Source organism: Pseudomonas sp. HLS-6, from assembly GCF_002753995.1.
Lineage (GTDB): Bacteria > Pseudomonadota > Gammaproteobacteria > Pseudomonadales > Pseudomonadaceae > Aquipseudomonas > Aquipseudomonas defluvii.
Genome location: NZ_CP024478.1, coordinates 3,843,199 through 3,858,623, shown reverse-complemented (window position 1 = coordinate 3,858,623; position 15,425 = coordinate 3,843,199). Strand labels below are relative to the sequence as shown.

The following is a 15,425-nucleotide window of genomic DNA, read 5'->3' as shown; positions in this document are numbered from 1 at the left end:
GAGCAGAGCGAGAGTGGATGTGAGCAAACGAGCCTTTAACTTCTGCGCAGGCCCTGCTGCGCTTCCTGATGCTGTGCTGCAGCGTGCCCAGGCCGAGATGCTGGACTGGCACGGCAAAGGCCTGTCGGTCATGGAAATGAGCCACCGTAGCGACGACTACGTGGCCATCGCCGAGAAAGCCGAGCAGGATCTGCGTGATCTGCTCTCTGTTCCCTCCAACTACAAGGTCCTGTTCCTGCAGGGCGGTGCCAGTCAGCAATTCGCTGAAATTCCACTGAACCTGCTGCCCGAGGGTGGCACTGCGGACTACGTGGAAACCGGCATCTGGTCGAAGAAGGCGATTGAAGAAGCGCGCCGCTTCGGTCACGTCAATGTTGCCGCCAGCGCCAAGCCATACGATTACCTGGCCATTCCTGGGCAGAACGAGTGGAACCTGACCAAGGACGCCGCCTACCTGCACTACGCCTCCAACGAAACCATCGGCGGCCTGCAGTTCGACTGGGTTCCGCAAACCGGTGACGTGCCGCTGGTGGTCGACATGTCTTCGGACATCCTTTCGCGCCCGATCGACGTCTCGCAGTTCGGCATGATCTATGCCGGTGCGCAGAAAAACATCGGCCCGAGCGGTCTGGTGGTGGTCATCGTTCGTGAAGACCTGCTGGGCCATGCCCGCAGCAGCTGCCCGACCATGCTCGACTACAAGGTCGCAGCCGACAACGGCTCGATGTACAACACCCCGGCGACCTACTCCTGGTACCTCTCCGGGCTGGTCTTCGAATGGCTCAAGGAGCAGGGCGGCGTCGAGGCCATGGAGCGTCGTAACCGGGCGAAGAAAGACCGCCTGTACGGCTTCATCGACAGCAGCGAGTTCTACACCAACCCGATTGCGCACAACGCCCGTTCGTGGATGAACGTGCCGTTCCGCCTGGCGGACGAGCGTTTGGACAAAGCCTTCCTGGCCGGTGCTGATGCCCGTGGCCTGCTCAACCTCAAGGGCCATCGCTCGGTAGGCGGCATGCGTGCGTCGATCTACAACGCTCTGGGCCTTGAAGCGATCGAGGCACTGGTGGCCTACATGGCTGAATTCGAGAAGGAACACGCCTGATGTCCGAACAGGAGCTCAAGGCGCTGCGCGTGCGCATTGACAGCCTCGACGAGAAAATCCTCGAGCTGATCAGCGACCGCGCGCGTTGCGCCCAGGAAGTTGCACGGGTCAAGATGGCGTCCCTGAGCGAAGGCGAAACCCCGGTGTTCTATCGTCCCGAGCGTGAAGCACAAGTGCTCAAGCGGGTCATGGAACGCAACCCGGGGCCGCTGGGCAACGAGGAAATGGCGCGTTTGTTCCGCGAAATCATGTCCTCCTGCCTGGCCCTGGAGCAGCCGCTGAAAGTGGCTTACCTCGGTCCAGAGGGCACCTTCACCCAGGCGGCGGCCCTGAAGCACTTTGGCCATGCCGTGATCAGCAAGCCAATGGCGGCAATCGACGAGGTGTTCCGCGAGGTTGCAGCCGGTGCCGTGAACTTCGGTGTCGTGCCGGTGGAAAACTCCACCGAGGGTGCGGTCAACCACACCCTGGACAGCTTCCTCGAACACGACATGGTGATCTGTGGTGAAGTCGAGCTGCGTATTCACCACCACCTGCTGGTGGGCGAGAACACCAAGACCGACAGCATCAGCCGTATCTACTCCCATGCCCAGTCGCTGGCCCAGTGCCGCAAGTGGCTGGATGCGCACTACCCGAACGTCGAGCGCGTTGCTGTATCGAGCAACGCCGAGGCGGCCAAGCGGGTCAAGGGCGAATGGAACTCCGCGGCAATTGCCGGTGACATGGCGGCTGGGCTCTATGGCCTGACCCGTCTGGCGGAAAAAATCGAAGACCGCCCGGACAACTCCACGCGCTTCTTGATGATCGGTAACCAGGAAGTCCCGCCGACGGGCGACGACAAGACCTCGATCATCGTCTCGATGAGCAACAAGCCGGGTGCGCTGCATGAACTGCTGGTGCCGTTCCACGAGAACGGTATCGACCTGACCCGCATCGAAACCCGTCCGTCGCGCAGCGGCAAATGGACCTACGTCTTCTTCATCGACTTCGTCGGGCACCACCGCGATCCGCTGATCAAGGCCGTGCTGGAGAAGATCAGCCAGGAGGCGGTGGCCCTGAAAGTACTGGGCTCCTATCCGAAAGCCGTACTCTGAGGTATAGCCATGCGTGATGTTCTGAACAGGGTGCCGGTTTGTGGTTGACGTGACAGTAGAAAAGGCTGAGCCCATTATTGCGCGCCTGGTCGTTGTCGGCCTGGGCCTGATCGGTGGGTCCTTCGCCAAGGGCCTGCGCGAAAGCGGCCTGTGTCGTGAAGTGGTCGGGGTCGATCTCGACCCGCAGTCGCGCAAGCTGGCGGTTGAGCTGGGTGTAGTCGATCGCTGCGAAGACGACCTGGCCAAGGCCTGTGTCGGTGCCGATGTCATTCAATTGGCCGTACCGATTCTGGCCATGGAAAAGCTCCTGGCCAAACTCGCGCAGCTCGAACTGGGGCAGGCGGTACTGACAGATGTTGGTAGCGCCAAGGGCAATGTCGTGCGCGCAGCGCGCGAGGCCTTTGGCTCACGCCTGCCGAACTTCGTGCCAGGGCATCCGATTGCCGGCTCCGAGCAAAGCGGCGTGGAAGCCTCCAATGCCGAGCTGTTTCGTCGACACAAAGTCATTCTGACCCCGCTTGCCGAGACCGATCCCGCCGCCTTGGCGCTGGTTGATCGCCTCTGGCGTGCGCTGGGTGCTGACGTCGAGCACATGCAGGTCGAGCGCCACGACGAGGTGCTCGCGGCAACCAGTCATCTGCCGCACCTGTTGGCCTTTGGTCTGGTCGACTCGTTGGCAAAACGCAACGAAAACCTGGATATCTTCCGTTACGCTGCGGGCGGCTTTCGCGATTTCACGAGAATCGCCGGAAGCGACCCGGTCATGTGGCACGACATTTTTCTCGCCAACCGCGAAGCTGTTCTGCGCACACTGGATACATTTCGCAGCGACCTCGACGCCTTGCGCGATGCGGTCGATGCAGGGGACGGGCACCAGCTGCTGGGTGTGTTCACCCGCGCTCGGGTAGCTCGCGAGCATTTCAGTAAAATCCTGGCCCGCCGGGCCTATGTGGACGCTATGAACTCCAACGATCTGATTTTCCTGGCAAATCCTGGTGGTCGCCTGTCCGGCCGTATTCGCGTACCAGGCGACAAATCGATTTCCCACCGCTCGATCATGCTCGGCTCGCTGGCCGAAGGCACCACCGAGGTGGAAGGTTTCCTTGAGGGCGAAGATGCGCTGGCTACCCTGCAGGCCTTCCGTGACATGGGTGTGGTGATCGAGGGCCCGCATCACGGCCGCGTGACCATCCATGGCGTTGGCCTCAATGGCCTGAAACCGCCACCTGGGCCGATCTACCTGGGTAACTCCGGTACTTCGATGCGCCTGCTGTCCGGCCTGCTGGCCGCGCAAAGCTTCGATACCGTACTGACCGGTGATGCCTCGCTGTCCAAGCGTCCGATGAATCGTGTGGCCAACCCGCTGCGCGAAATGGGTGCGGTCATTGAAACCGCTGCCGAAGGTCGTCCGCCGATGACCATCCGTGGTGGTCACACGCTCAAGGCGCTGAACTACACCCTGCCAATGGCCAGTGCCCAGGTGAAATCCTGCCTGCTGCTGGCGGGCCTGTATGCCGAAGGCAAGACCACCGTTACCGAACCTGCACCGACCCGCGACCATACCGAGCGCATGCTGCGTGGCTTCGGCTACCCGGTCACGGTTGAGGGGGCGACCGCATCGCTGGAGTCCGGGCACAAGCTCACTGCCACGTCGATCGAAGTGCCTGCCGACATCTCCTCGGCGGCGTTCTTCCTGGTGGCAGCGTCGATTGCCGAAGGCTCCGAGTTGCTGCTTGAACACGTTGGCATCAACCCGACCCGCACTGGTGTCATCGACATCCTGCGTTTGATGGGCGGCGACATCACCCTGGAAAACCAGCGCGAAGTCGGCGGCGAGCCTGTGGCAGACCTGCGCGTGCGTGGCGCCAAGCTCAAGGGCATCGAAATTCCTGAGGCGCTGGTACCGCTGGCCATCGACGAGTTCCCGGTATTGTTCGTGGCTGCCGCCTGTGCCGAAGGCCGTACCGTACTGCGTGGCGCCGAAGAATTGCGGGTCAAGGAATCCGACCGCATCCAGGTCATGGCCGATGGTCTGCTGACCCTGGGCGTGAAATGTGAGCCGACCCCGGATGGCATCATCATCTATGGCGGCCCTATCGGCGGTGGTGAAGTTCATGGGCACGGTGACCACCGTATCGCCATGGCCTTCAGTGTTGCCTCGCTGCGTGCAAATGCGCCGATTCGCATCCATGATTGTGCCAACGTCGCCACGTCGTTCCCGAACTTCCTGGCGCTGTGTGCCGAAGTCGGCATCCGTGTTGCTGAAGAGGGCAAGTCGTGAACCAGCAAGCACCAGTCATCGCCATCGACGGGCCTAGCGGCTCCGGCAAGGGCACCATTGCCGGGCTGCTCTCCAAGCGCCTGGGCTGGAACCTGCTCGACTCGGGCGCGCTGTACCGTTTGCTGGCCTATGCGGCTGGCAACCACGGTGTAGACCTGACCAACGAAGAACTGCTCAAGGCGCTGGCCGCTCATCTGGATGTGCAATTCATCGCTGCCAGCGATGGCCAGCCGCAGCGTATTATTCTGGAAGGCGACGACGTCAGCGATGTCATTCGCAACGAGACCGTGGGGGCGAATGCCTCCAAGGTGGCCTCGCTGCCGGCCGTACGGGATGCATTGTTGCAGCGCCAGCGTGCATTTCAGGAATCGCCGGGCCTGGTCGCTGATGGTCGTGACATGGGCACCGTGGTGTTTCCCGATGCCCCGCTGAAGATTTTCCTGACGGCCAGTGCCGAGGAGCGTGCGCGTCGACGCTACTTGCAGTTGAAGGCCAAGGGTGATGATGTTAGTCTGTCGAGTCTGCTAGATGAGATACGTGCGCGCGATGAGCGCGACACCCAGCGCGCAGTGGCCCCGCTCAAGCCGGCGCCCGACGCAATTCAGCTGGATTCCACGGAATTGTCCATCGAGCAGGTGTTGGAACGCATCATGAGTGAAGTCGCACTGCGCGACATCGCCGGGTGATCAGGGAGGTTTGCAGGTCCACCAGTCAACGTCCTGCAGGCTGCCCTTACTATGAACGAAACCCACATTGTCTGGAGTGTGGTTGCTGGGCGTCTGTTTCGCCCTAATCTACAGGAATTAAAATGAGCGAAAGCTTTGCAGAACTTTTTGAAGAAAGCCTGAAAACCCTCAACCTTCAACCAGGTGCGATCATCACCGGTATCGTTGTTGATATCGACGGTGACTGGGTTACTGTCCACGCCGGTCTGAAATCCGAGGGCGTCATCCCGCTCGAGCAGTTCTACAACGAAGCTGGCGAGCTGACCATCAAGGTCGGTGACGAAGTTCACGTTGCGCTGGACGCGGTCGAAGACGGCTTTGGCGAAACCAAACTGTCCCGTGAAAAAGCCAAGCGCGCCGAGTGCTGGATTGTTCTGGAAGCAGCTTTCGCCGCCGAAGAAGTGGTCAAGGGCGTTATCAACGGTAAAGTCAAAGGCGGCTTCACTGTTGACGTCAACGGCATCCGCGCCTTCCTGCCAGGTTCCCTGGTTGATGTCCGCCCAGTGCGCGACACCACCCACCTGGAAGGCAAAGAGCTGGAATTCAAGGTCATCAAGCTGGACCAGAAGCGCAACAACGTTGTCGTTTCCCGTCGCAGCGTCCTGGAAGCCGAAAACAGCGCCGAGCGCGAAGCTCTGCTGGAATCGCTGCAGGAAGGCCAACAAGTCAAAGGTATCGTCAAGAACCTCACCGACTACGGTGCATTCGTTGATCTGGGCGGCGTCGATGGCCTGCTGCACATCACCGACATGGCTTGGAAGCGTATCAAGCACCCATCGGAAATCGTCAACGTTGGCGACGAGATCGATGTCAAGGTTCTGAAGTACGATCGCGAGCGTAACCGCGTATCCCTGGGCCTGAAGCAACTGGGCGAAGACCCATGGGTTGCTATCAAGGCACGTTACCCAGAGAGCACCCGCGTCATGGCGCGCGTCACCAACCTGACCGACTACGGCTGCTTCGCAGAGCTGGAAGAAGGCGTGGAAGGCCTGGTACACGTTTCCGAAATGGACTGGACCAACAAGAACATCCACCCATCGAAAGTCGTTCAAGTTGGCGACGAAGTGGAAGTTATGGTTCTGGACATCGACGAAGAGCGTCGTCGTATCTCCCTGGGCATCAAACAGTGCAAGTCCAACCCATGGGAAGACTTCTCTGGCCAGTTCAACAAGGGCGACAAGATCTCCGGCACCATCAAGTCGATCACCGATTTCGGTATCTTCATTGGTCTGGACGGCGGCATCGACGGTCTGGTTCACCTGTCGGACATCTCCTGGAACGAAGTCGGCGAAGAAGCCGTACGTCGCTTCAAGAAGGGCGACGAGCTGGAAACCGTCATTCTGTCGGTTGACCCAGAGCGCGAGCGCATCTCCCTGGGCATCAAGCAGCTGGAAGACGATCCGTTCTCCAACTACGTTGCTGTCAACGACAAGGGCGCTATCGTCAAAGGTATCGTGAAAGAAGTTGACGCCAAGGGCGCTGTAGTTACCCTGGCTGACGACATTGAAGCTACTCTGAAAGCCTCCGAAATCAGCCGTGACCGCGTTGAAGACGCGCGTAACGTTCTGAAAGAAGGCGAAGAGATCGAAGCTAAGATCATCAGCGTCGACCGTAAGAGCCGCGTAATCAACCTGTCCATCAAGTCGAAAGACGATGCAGAAGAGCGCGAAGCGATCCAGAGCCTGAAAACCGCTCCAGAAGTCACCGGTGACACCACCATGGCTGCCCTGCTGCGCGAGGCAATGGCCAAGCAGAACTAAGTTCTGACTGGTTAAGAAAAAGGGCGACTTCGGTCGCCCTTTTTTGTGTCCGAAAAAAAGCACCCCTGAGCAGGTCCTTGTGGGAGCGGGCTTGCACGCGATGGCGTCGGTGCGGTGCCAGTAAGTTCGCGGCGTCTGCATCGCGGGCAAGCCCGGCTCCTACAGCTTGCACGGCCTTTGTTGGACGAGGCGGGGTGTCAGTAAGTTCGCGGCGTCTGCATTGCAGTTCAGCCCGGCTCTTATAGCTTGCAAGGCCTTTGTAGGAGCGGGCTTGCCCGCGATGGCGTCATCAGCCTCAACCCAGCCCTTGCAGATCGGCACCCGCTTCCTGATGCCAGCCCATCATCCTGGGCCATCCCCACCATGGTGCAATTTTGAATTTTTGATTAAGTCAAGATCCACCCTGTTCAAATCCCTCCGAGCATGCTACAAACAGAAGAAGCAATGATCTAGCTGCTTGATAAAGAAGGGAAAAATATGACGAAGTCCGAGTTGATCGAACGTATTGTCACCCATCAGGGGCTGCTCTCGTCCAAAGATGTGGAGCTGGCCATCAAGACCATGCTTGAGCAAATGTCCCAGTGCCTTGCGACGGGTGACCGCATTGAAATTCGCGGTTTCGGCAGCTTCTCGCTGCACTACCGCGCACCCCGCGTAGGGCGCAACCCCAAGACCGGTCAGTCTGTCAGCCTTGATGGCAAGTTCGTGCCGCATTTCAAACCCGGTAAAGAGTTACGGGATCGGGTCAATGAAGACGAGGAACAGGCGTGATACTGTCTGGAAAAGGAGATAAACATGCGCAACCTTAAACGCCTGCTGCTGGTGCTGTTCGTTATGGCGGTGGCTGCGGTTGTGCTGCTGTTTGTGCTGGAAAACCAACAATCCGTGGCGCTGGTCTTGTTTGGTTGGTCTGCACCGGCCTTGCCTGTTGCGGTGATTGTGCTGGTGGCGCTATTGCTGGGGCTCGCCGTAGGCCCACTGTTGGGAATGTACATCGCCCTGCGCGCCAAAGGCCGTGCTCGCCGCTCCAGTGTCTGAGGCCTGCCTGGTTTCAGGCAGCGGAATACTGGAGAGCACTAAAAAATAGGACTTTTCCTACAGCTATCCCATCCGATTCTGGCACCGTGCCCGCACGCTTCTGTGGAGTAATAGCGCTCCATAAATATGCACGGAACGGGCTCGTATGGTTTTTCCCGCTATTACCCACCACGGCGCCACCCAAGGCGTAACCGGCTCCTGTCACCAGCTTCATCTTGATGCCGCCCACAGCCTGCTGATCGATTGCGGCCTGTTTCAGGGTGACGAGTCGAGCCCAGCGGCCAACCTTGAAATCGACTTCCCGGTCGAGGGTATCAAGGCCCTGCTAATCAGCCATATTCATATCGACCATGTAGGGCGCATTCCCAACCTGCTCGCCGCAGGTTTCAACGGCCCGATCATCTGCAGTCAGCCTTCTGCCAAGCTGCTGCCGCTGGTCTTGGAAGATGCCTTCAAGCTTAGCGTTACCCGTGACCAGAACACGGTAGACCGCTACCTCAAGCGCGTAGAGCAAGCCATCATTGCCGTGGCCTACGACCAATGGCATGTGCTCATCAACACCCCGGAGCTGGTCTGCAACATCCGCCTTCAGCGTGCGGGGCATGTGCTGGGGTCTGCTTACATCGAGTGCGATATCCACTACCCGAAAGCCGCTACCAGCAAGCGCGTCGTGTTCTCCGGCGACCTTGGGGCGGCCCATACGCCATTGTTGCAGCCGCCCAAATCGCCGGAGCGCGCCGACATCCTGGTGCTGGAAAGCACCTACGGCGACCGCCTGCATGAAGACCGCACTCACCGTCAGCAACGGCTCGAACAGGCAATAGACCAGGCCTTGGCTGACCATGGCACCATCCTCATTCCGGCATTCAGTGCCGGCCGCACCCAAGAACTGCTCTACGAAATCGAAGACATCCTCCATCGCAAGGCGCTGCTGCCTGCCGAGCTTTGCACAGGCGAGCGGGAAGCGCAGCAAGGGCTGCCCATCGACTGGCCACAACTGCCCATCATCCTTGACTCGCCCCTGGCCAGCCGATTCACCCAGGCCTACCGTGAACTCAACGACTTCTGGAACGATGAAGCCCAACAACGCCTTAGCGAGGGGCGAAAACCGCTGCGCTTCAGGCAACTGATCACCCTCGACAGCCATGTGCAGCACCAGAAAACCGTCAACTACCTGGCGAGCAACCAGAAAACCGTCAACTACCTGGCGAGCACCGGCAGGCCTGCTATCGTCATTGCAGGCAACGGCATGTGTTCAGGTGGGCGAATCGTTAACTACCTCAAGGCCATGCTCGGCGACCCGCGGCACCAGGTGCTGTTTGTGGGCTATCAGGCTAGGGGCACGCCGGGTGCGGTGATCCAGGCCAGCGAGGGCGCCGAAGGCTTTGTGATGATTGACCTGGATGCAGAGATGTACGAAATCAAGGCCAAAGTCGCAACGCTGGGTGGCTACTCGGCCCACGCCGACCAAAAAGGCCTGGTGGATTTCGTCACCGGAATGCAGCAGTGGCCTGAAAGGGTGCTGCTGGTGCACGGAGAGAAGCGGGCCAAGGCCGCATTGGCACACGCATTGAGGTGCCGTTACAACGAGCAAGGAAAGGCACTTTCGGTGGAAATACCCGCATAAAGGCCCAAGGTGAATAGCGCTACTGCTAGTTATTATCATTAATGATAAATGCAGTTTTTTCGACGATCGGCAGCCAGGTGAAATGAACTTCACTTCATCTGGCGAGTCGTATTGACCAGTATTTTTTCTGACATGGATCAGTTGTAAACAGAGCGCAAAAAAGCGGGACCTCACTGCGTGGTGCTAGGAAAGAAACCAAGTGCTAAGGTCAGAAATAACAAAGTAAAAGGCAATTACTCAATTTATAGCTTATTGCCATATTCCCTGTCATTTCCAGCTCGTGAGTGCCCTGAGTTTTTCAGGAGTTGATATCACAACTCATTTACAATGTGGATTCGGGAAAAAGAATAAATGGCCCAAGACCGCGAACGCTTGATCGCATCCGATGACATCGACCTGATTGAGCTGATCAAAGGCTTATGGCAGCAGAAAATGCTGATTATGGTCACGACTGCCGTGATTTTCTGGCAGCCCTTGCCTATGCGCTTCTGGCAAGGCCTGTTTATGAAGCCAAGGTATTCGTCCAGCCCCCTACGCAGAATGACATCGCGCACCTCAACTATGGGCGCGGCCCCGACACCGGGCTAGGCACGCTTACGGTCAAGGATATCTACGATGTCTACGTGAAGCACCTGCAGTCCGAGTCGCTGCGCCGTAGCTTTTTCCAGACCGCCTACCTTCCTACGCTCACAGAGCAGGAGCGCAAAGGTTCTCAGGATCTCTTGTACAGCGATTTCAACAAGCTGCTGGTTGTGGCGGTCGCTGCCAGGGACACCCCGACGCGCCTTGCCATTACCGCGAACGTTTACAGCCCACAGCAGGCTGCCGAATGGGTGACGAACTATGCCCAGCTGGCAGGGGGGGCGCCAAGCGGTAAGTGCTCAAGAACATCAAAAGCGATGCCACGGTAAAGGCCAATAACCTGCAGCAGCAAATCCTGACCGCGCAGGAAAGCTCACGCAAGCAACGCGAAGATGACATCGTGCAATTGAAAGAAACGCTTCAGGTCGCCAAGTCTATTGGCCGGGAAAAGCCGCCGATCATTTCCGGTAACCTCTCTGCTGAAGTGTCCGCGGGCATGGAAGGTTCGCTGACCTATATGCGCGGGAGCAAGGCACTGGAGGCAGAAATTGAAAACCTGCAGAAGCGCCAGTCTGATGACCCATTTATCCAGAACCTGCGCCAGCAACAGGCAGCCTTGACGTTTTATCGCAACCTGAGCATCGACCCTGCCTTGGTTGCGACGTACCGGCAGGATGGTGTAGTAGAGCTTCCAGGCAAGCCGGTAAAACCCAAGAAGTTGCTGATTGTACTGCTCGGCCTGGTTGCAGGTGTGCTGGTGGGTGTGGGGTTGACCTTGATGCGCCACCTGTACCGGCAAGTGCTCACGCCGAAACGCTCCCCATTAACCGGCACGGAATAAGAGTCGTTACCGTTACTTTGTTTCAAGGGTGGTCCGCTTTTACAGAAACTGTCACAATGCCGCCTTGCGTCGTCTGACGACAGGGAGTGTTCGAGGATCGTAGTCGGCAGCGATGACGATGGACGTTTTTGTCTGTCCTGGGCGAGTCAGTTCAACTCAATCAGACAGGCAGTTGGTGTGACCAGTATTACCCGCGTACCCTCCGTTGTTGCTCACGATGAAATTGACCTTTTTGCGATGATGCAATCCATCTGGAAGCAAAAGAAGCTGATTGCGGCTAGGGCGTTGCTCTTGCGTTTCATTGCCGGCGCTTATGCGTTTTTGGCCACACCTGTGTATGAAATGAGCACGCTGCTGCGCACCGCAGCCCTCAACGACCTGGACGCCTTGAACCGTACCGAGGTCTATTCCCTGCCGCCCGGCAAGGCCTTGGTGCGAGTAGGTGCGGCGCTGGACTCCTACGACACGCGCCTCAGCTACTTTCGCGCCAACCCCAAACTGTTTGAAGCGTTCGGCAAGGCAGGGCAGTCGCCCGAGCAGGTGTTTGACGAGTTCAACCGCGACTCACTCAAGCTGGTACAGCCAGACCCCAAAAAGGCTGACCTGTTGAGTGCCTACATCGGCTTGCAAATGCGCTACCCCAAAGGGGTAGAGGGTGATGAAATATTGATCTTACTCGTCCTGTGCTGGCTCCGCAGGCCAGTCCTATTATGGTTTTTCTAGTGCTCCATTATATGGGCTATAAGCGAGTGTTTCTTCTCGGTCGTGATCATAATGTATTAAAAGATTATGGGGGTGCTGTTGAGGATTTTTATGAGGCAGGTCAGGATCCAAGGAAAAATGCTACCTCGGGTGATAATTGGCGTGAAGGTATAATTAAGAATCTGGATAATGCGAAGAGTGTATTTGTGCGGTATGAGTACTGTCGAAAGATTTTTGAATTGTTAGGTAGGTCTCTGAAGTATACTTCTAAACATGGTTGGCTTGATTTTATTGAGTATGTCCCACTCAATAAAGAAGATATTTTTAAGGCGGAAAAATGAAAAAGGCACTTATTACCGGCGTTACAGGGCAGGACGGCTCTTACTTGGCTGAGTTTCTCTTGGAGAAAGGCTATGAAGTACATGGTATTAAGCGCCGTGCTTCGTCTTTTAATACTCAGCGTGTTGACCATATCTACCAGGATCCGCACGTAGATAATCGCAATTTTGTTTTGCATTATGGCGATTTGAGTGACTCTTCTAACCTCACCCGTATTATTCAGGAAGTACAGCCTGATGAGGTGTACAACTTGGGGGCACAGTCCCATGTTGCAGTGAGTTTTGAGTCCCCGGAGTACACCGCAGACGTTGATGCCATGGGCACACTGCGTATTCTTGAAGCTATTCGTTTGTTGGGCTTGGAGAAAAAAACACGCTTCTATCAGGCGTCGACGTCTGAGCTCTATGGACTGGTGCAAGAGATTCCTCAAAAGGAAACGACACCGTTCTACCCTCGCTCCCCTTATGCGGTAGCCAAGCTTTATGCCTACTGGATTACAGTAAACTATCGTGAAGCTTATGGTATGTATGCCTGCAACGGCATTTTGTTCAACCATGAGTCGCCACGTCGTGGTGAAACATTCGTAACACGTAAGATTACACGCGCCTTGGCGAACATCGCCCAAGGCCTGGAAAAGTGTTTGTTCCTCGGCAATATGGATGCCCTACGTGACTGGGGTCATGCCAAGGACTACGTCCGCATGCAATGGATGATGTTGCAGCAAGAACAACCTGAAGACTTCGTGATTGCAACCGGCGTGCAATATTCGGTGCGTGAGTTCGTGCGGTGGTCGGCTGCTGAGCTTGGTCTTACGCTGCGCTTTGAAGGTAAAGGCGTCGAAGAGCATGCGATTGTCGAACACATTGAAGGTGACAAGGCGCCGGCACTGAAGGTAGGTGATGTCGTTGTGCGTGTGGATGCACGTTATTTCCGGCCTGCAGAGGTGGAAACCTTGTTGGGCGATCCAACCAAGGCTAAAGAAAAATTGGGTTGGGTACCGGAAATTACCGTACAGCAAATGTGCGAAGAGATGGTGCGCGAGGACTTGAAAGCAGCTCAGCGCCATGCGCTTCTGAAGTCCCACGGCCACGACTTGCCTGTATCTCTGGAGAACTGATTGTGGCCCGTAATCTGGAACAGTCGATTTTTGTGGCCGGTCATCGTGGAATGGTTGGCTCGGCCATCGTTCGCAGGCTCAAGACGCTTGGTTACTCGAACATCCTCACCGCAACGCGGGAAGAGTTGGATTTGCTCGATCAGGGTGCTGTTCGGCATTTTTTCCAAACTCATGCTATTGATCAGGTTTATCTGGCCGCAGCGAAGGTAGGTGGTATCCATGCGAATAACACCTATCCGGCCGATTTCATTTTTGACAATCTGATGATTGAGGCCAACATCATTCAGGCCGCGCACTTGAATGGTGTTCAGAAGCTGCTGTTTCTCGGCTCTTCCTGCATCTATCCAAAGCTCGCAGTACAGCCTATGACAGAGGCTGCGTTGTTGACGGGTGGTCTTGAGCCGACAAATGAGCCTTATGCGTTGGCCAAAATTGCTGGTATCAAGCTCTGTGAGAGCTACAACCGTCAGTATGGCCGGGATTATCGCAGTGTGATGCCAACCAACCTCTATGGCCCGCACGATAATTATCACCCTGAAAACAGCCATGTTATTCCGGCGCTTTTGCGTAGGTTCCACGAGGCTACTCAGCGAGGTGATGCAGAGGTTGTGATCTGGGGCAGTGGCAAGCCAATGCGCGAATTTCTGCATGTCGACGATATGGCTGCTGCCTGCGTGCATGTCATGGAGCTCGAGCCCCAGCTATATCAGTCTCACACACAGCCAATGCTTTCTCACATCAACGTTGGTACGGGAGTTGATTGCACGATTGCTGAGTTGGCGCACACGGTTGCCAAAGTGACCGGATTTCAGGGCAAGCTGACGTTCGATGCGACGAAGCCTGACGGTGCTCCGCGCAAGTTGATGGACGTTTCGCGTTTGGCCGCGTTGGGCTGGACAGCCAGTATTGGCCTTGAACAAGGCTTGCAGAGTGCCTATCAGTGGTACGTCGACAATGTGCAAAACGCTCGGACTCACTGATGAAAATTCTGCTTTATGGCATCAATTACAGCCCAGAGCTGACTGGAATCGGTAAATACAGCGGCGAAATGGCCCGCTGGCTTGCTGAGCAGGGCCATGAGGTGCGGGTTGTTACCGCACCACCGTACTATCCGGATTGGAAAGTGTGGCCTGCGTTTTCGTCCTGGCGTTTCAACTGTACTCAAGAGGAGGGCGTCAGTGTTTACCGGTGCCCGCTCTATGTGCCGGCTAAACCGACGGCACTAACGCGCTTGTTGCACCTGGCAAGTTTTTCTATCTCATCTTCGTTGGCAATGCTGGCACAGTTGAGGTGGAAGCCAGACCTGGTCATTCTGGTGGTCCCGACGCTATTTTGTGCACCTCAGACGCTCCTGCTGGCTAAGCTGACGGGCGCTAAGGCCGTTCTGCACATTCAGGATTTTGAAGTCGATGCATTGTTTGGCCTGGGGATTGCCAACAGCGGCGTGCTAAAACGTATTGCTTATGGTGCAGAACGGCTCATTTTGCGTGCATTTGACCGAGTTTCAAGCATTTCTGCGGCCATGCTGCGGCTCGCCCAGAGCAAAGGTGTCAGCGTTGAGCAGTTGCGTTTTTTTCCTAACTGGTCTGAAACCGCACGGTTTGCCAATGTTGCGCGTAATGACGCATTGCTTGCGCGGCTGGGCATTGATCCAGCCAAGAAGGTGCTGCTTTACTCCGGGAACATAGGCGAAAAGCAGGGGCTGGAAAGTGTAATCGAAGCTGCGGATCGCCTTAAGGGCCGGGCAGAGCTTGTGTTCCTGATCGTTGGCGAAGGAGCAGGTAAGGCCCGATTGCAAGCGTTGGCAGCATCGAAGCAACTGTCGAATGTGGTCTTTGCACCTTTGCAACCCTATGAGGACTTGCCCGCGCTGCTCGCCAGTGCCGATTGCCATTTGGTCATTCAGAAACGCGGGGCTGCAGATGCGGTACTGCCATCAAAACTGACCAACATCCTTGCAGTAGGCGGCAATGCAGTGATAACCGCAGACCCTGAGACCAGTCTGGGCTTGCTGTGCCTGGACCATCCAGGCATTGCAGAACGGGTAGAGCCCGAGTCTGTCGAGGCATTGCTTAGGGGGATTGAGGGTTGCCTGGCTATGCCCTTGCCTAACCTGATTGCTACAGCATATGCCCATGATTTTCTCGACAAGGATCGGATTCTGGCTCGGTTTATCGATGAGGTTTAATTTTCTTTCTTGTTGTAATGTGTTGG

The 15,425-nt window shown here is 56.7% G+C and carries 15 protein-coding genes; all 15 read left to right on the top strand.

The features are described 5' to 3' along the window. The first annotated feature begins 19 nt into the window (after positions 1–19). Positions 20–1,105, top strand: a complete 1,086-nt coding sequence (gene serC, locus CS390_RS18095; protein WP_099776753.1) for a 3-phosphoserine/phosphohydroxythreonine transaminase — start codon at positions 20–22, stop codon at positions 1,103–1,105. Then, a complete protein-coding gene (pheA, locus tag CS390_RS18090) occupies positions 1,105–2,199 on the top strand; it encodes a prephenate dehydratase (RefSeq protein WP_065760853.1) in 1,095 nt (364 codons plus the stop codon). Before serC ends, pheA begins: the two co-directional genes overlap by 1 nt. A 73-nt stretch (positions 2,200–2,272) precedes the next feature. Further along, positions 2,273–4,480 (top strand): bifunctional prephenate dehydrogenase/3-phosphoshikimate 1-carboxyvinyltransferase, encoded by a 2,208-nt coding sequence (locus tag CS390_RS18085; RefSeq protein ID WP_256587642.1) that lies wholly within the window; start codon positions 2,273–2,275, stop codon positions 4,478–4,480. Beyond that, a complete protein-coding gene (gene cmk / locus CS390_RS18080) occupies positions 4,477–5,166 on the top strand; it encodes a (d)CMP kinase (RefSeq protein ID WP_065760854.1) in 690 nt (229 codons plus the stop codon). Before CS390_RS18085 ends, cmk begins: the two co-directional genes overlap by 4 nt. Positions 5,167–5,288: 122 nt before the next feature. After that, positions 5,289–6,965, top strand: coding sequence for a 30S ribosomal protein S1 (gene rpsA / locus CS390_RS18075; protein WP_065760855.1), 1,677 nt, complete (start codon positions 5,289–5,291; stop codon positions 6,963–6,965). A 477-nt stretch (positions 6,966–7,442) separates the two neighbouring features. Continuing rightward, positions 7,443–7,736, top strand: a complete 294-nt coding sequence (gene ihfB, locus CS390_RS18070) for an integration host factor subunit beta (protein ID WP_099775518.1) — start codon at positions 7,443–7,445, stop codon at positions 7,734–7,736. Positions 7,737–7,760: 24 nt separating this feature from the next. Beyond that, positions 7,761–8,003, top strand: a complete 243-nt coding sequence (locus tag CS390_RS18065) for a lipopolysaccharide assembly protein LapA domain-containing protein (RefSeq protein WP_099775517.1) — start codon at positions 7,761–7,763, stop codon at positions 8,001–8,003. A gap of 145 nt (positions 8,004–8,148) precedes the next feature. Continuing rightward, complete coding sequence (locus tag CS390_RS18060; protein ID WP_099775516.1) at positions 8,149–9,630, top strand: MBL fold metallo-hydrolase RNA specificity domain-containing protein; 1,482 nt, start codon at positions 8,149–8,151, stop codon at positions 9,628–9,630. Positions 9,631–10,049: 419 nt separating this feature from the next. Next, positions 10,050–10,541: a hypothetical protein gene (locus CS390_RS25415; RefSeq protein ID WP_256587515.1), complete on the top strand. Its 492-nt coding sequence runs from the start codon at positions 10,050–10,052 to the stop codon at positions 10,539–10,541. After that, a complete protein-coding gene (locus CS390_RS25410) occupies positions 10,508–11,053 on the top strand; it encodes a GNVR domain-containing protein (RefSeq protein ID WP_256587514.1) in 546 nt (181 codons plus the stop codon). The genes CS390_RS25415 and CS390_RS25410 overlap by 34 nt, the downstream gene beginning before the upstream one ends. 177 nt (positions 11,054–11,230) lie before the next feature. Next, a complete protein-coding gene (locus CS390_RS18050; protein ID WP_256587513.1) occupies positions 11,231–11,776 on the top strand; it encodes a Wzz/FepE/Etk N-terminal domain-containing protein in 546 nt (181 codons plus the stop codon). Further along, a complete protein-coding gene (locus tag CS390_RS25000; RefSeq protein ID WP_177442418.1) occupies positions 11,776–12,096 on the top strand; it encodes a hypothetical protein in 321 nt (106 codons plus the stop codon). Before CS390_RS18050 ends, CS390_RS25000 begins: the two co-directional genes overlap by 1 nt. Beyond that, on the top strand, positions 12,093–13,211 hold the full coding sequence (gmd, locus tag CS390_RS18045) for a GDP-mannose 4,6-dehydratase (protein ID WP_099775515.1): 1,119 nt from the start codon (positions 12,093–12,095) through the stop codon (positions 13,209–13,211). Before CS390_RS25000 ends, gmd begins: the two co-directional genes overlap by 4 nt. A 2-nt stretch (positions 13,212–13,213) precedes the next feature. After that, positions 13,214–14,191, top strand: a complete 978-nt coding sequence (locus CS390_RS18040; protein ID WP_099775514.1) for a GDP-L-fucose synthase — start codon at positions 13,214–13,216, stop codon at positions 14,189–14,191. After that, positions 14,191–15,399 carry a glycosyltransferase WbuB gene (locus CS390_RS18035; protein ID WP_099775513.1) on the top strand — a complete coding sequence of 403 codons (1,209 nt, stop codon included), beginning with the start codon at positions 14,191–14,193 and terminating at the stop codon, positions 15,397–15,399. Before CS390_RS18040 ends, CS390_RS18035 begins: the two co-directional genes overlap by 1 nt. Positions 15,400–15,425 lie beyond the last annotated feature (26 nt).

Bases quoted from the DNA above. Each gene is read 5' to 3' on its own strand.
- gmd (WP_099775515.1), top strand. From the start codon at position 12,093: ATGAAAAAGGCACTTATTACCGGCGTTACAGGGCAGGACGGCTCTTAC.
- pheA (WP_065760853.1), top strand. From the start codon at position 1,105: ATGTCCGAACAGGAGCTCAAGGCGCTGCGCGTGCGCATTGACAGCCTC.
- ihfB (WP_099775518.1), top strand. From the start codon at position 7,443: ATGACGAAGTCCGAGTTGATCGAACGTATTGTCACCCATCAGGGGCTG.
- CS390_RS25415 (WP_256587515.1), top strand. From the start codon at position 10,050: ATGGCAGCAGAAAATGCTGATTATGGTCACGACTGCCGTGATTTTCTG.
- CS390_RS18035 (WP_099775513.1), top strand. From the start codon at position 14,191: ATGAAAATTCTGCTTTATGGCATCAATTACAGCCCAGAGCTGACTGGA.
- rpsA (WP_065760855.1), top strand. From the start codon at position 5,289: ATGAGCGAAAGCTTTGCAGAACTTTTTGAAGAAAGCCTGAAAACCCTC.
- CS390_RS18065 (WP_099775517.1), top strand. From the start codon at position 7,761: ATGCGCAACCTTAAACGCCTGCTGCTGGTGCTGTTCGTTATGGCGGTG.
- CS390_RS18060 (WP_099775516.1), top strand. From the start codon at position 8,149: ATGGTTTTTCCCGCTATTACCCACCACGGCGCCACCCAAGGCGTAACC.